2 pseudogenes are annotated in these 1,410 nt (G+C 61.1%); both read left to right on the top strand.

Features of this window, described 5'->3' with window-relative positions:
• Positions 1-558: pseudogene (locus HMPREF2712_RS09210) on the top strand (multidrug transporter); the annotation flags it as partial.
• Between the two features lie 266 nt (positions 559-824).
• Positions 825-1,410 (top strand): annotated as a pseudogene (locus HMPREF2712_RS08215) (multidrug transporter); the annotation flags it as partial.

Below are 1,410 nucleotides of genomic sequence, written 5' to 3'. Positions count from 1 at the left end.
AAGTACGGTTTTCAGAAGCGAGACCCCAACGCTGCCGCCCCCATCTCCTTCAACTCGGGGGAGAGTATGAGCCCCGAGGAGCGGCTCGACATCGAATGCTACCCCAAGGCCCGCGAGACCCTGGACGCCGCGGTGCCCGAAGGCAAGAGGCCCGAGAATGAAGGGCAGTCCACATACAGTCGTATCTCCACCGAGGCGGGCAATGCCGTTTACGGTAGCAAACTGCACCGCGAGCTCGAAGAGAAGTGGAAGCAGTGCGTCTCCGACCGCGGCCTCACCCCTCGCTCGGCAGGCTCCGTCGCCGAGGAAACCCCGCTGGCTGAGCAGCAGAGCAAGAACGGCGGTTTCAACGAACCCGCCTCCGAAGAGGAAATTCGCATCGCCACCATCCAGGCCGAATGTAACCAGCAGGTCGGCATGAGCAAGCAGCTCTACGACCTGGAGGCACAGTATCAGATGCCGCTCATCCGCAAGTACCAGTCGCAGCTTGAGCAGGAACGCCAAGCCGACCGCGACCGTGACGAGAAGTTCAAGCAGTACGTTCAGGAGCACCAGTAACCCGAGCGTCCACGACCGGTTTTGACGTCGGATTTTAAAACCGAATCTTGATACCGGGGAAAGACCGGTAATGGTGCGGGCCACCCGAGACACAGGCTCGGCGGGTAGCCCGCACCCGCGAGGATATTCCCGCAGCGGATGCAGCTCTCGGCAGACGAGTGGGCGCGCAAAAATTTTTGGTGCACACCCCCCCCGAAATTCGGGCGCGACAGGGAGTAAAAGGTGTAATGTGGTGTACAACTCACTCTTATGAAAGGTGTTCAACGATGAAGTCCCTCACCCGCCGCACCACCGCCCCTCGTACCGGCACGCGCCGCCGCCTGCTCGCCACGGGCGCCCTGCTCTGCATCGGCATCATGCCCCTGAGCGCCTGCTCGCTCTTCAACCCGCCGTTGGAACGCGACGAAAGCGTCCACGCCATCTTCGACGCGGAACAGGACATCGTAAAGATGCCCCTGGACGATTACGTCTACTACGAGGTGGGCACTCATTACGAATACACGGCCTATCAGATTGCCAAGAAGCAGTGCTACGCCGAACACGGGCAGAGCTACACCGACCCCGACCAAGCTCCCCAATCTGAAAGCGCGCCGCGTGGCGATTTGGGCCGAAAGTACGGTCCCTGGAACGTCGAGTACGCCAAGAAGTACGGTTTTCAGAAGCGAGACCCCAACGCCAAAGCTCCCATCTCCGTCACCCCAGGGGCAAGCCTCAGCCCCGAGGAGAGGCTCATCATCGAATGTGATGACAAGGTCCGCGAGACCCTGGACGCCGCGGTGCCCGAAGGTAAGAGGCCCGAGAATGATGTGCAGTCCACATCCAGTCGTATCTCCACCGAGGCGGGCAATGCCG

It is taken from the genome of Rothia sp. HMSC064F07, from assembly GCF_001837265.1.
Lineage (GTDB): Bacteria > Actinomycetota > Actinomycetes > Actinomycetales > Micrococcaceae > Rothia > Rothia mucilaginosa.
Note: the sequence above shows the minus strand (reverse complement) of the source record. Positions and strands in the feature narration are given on the sequence as shown.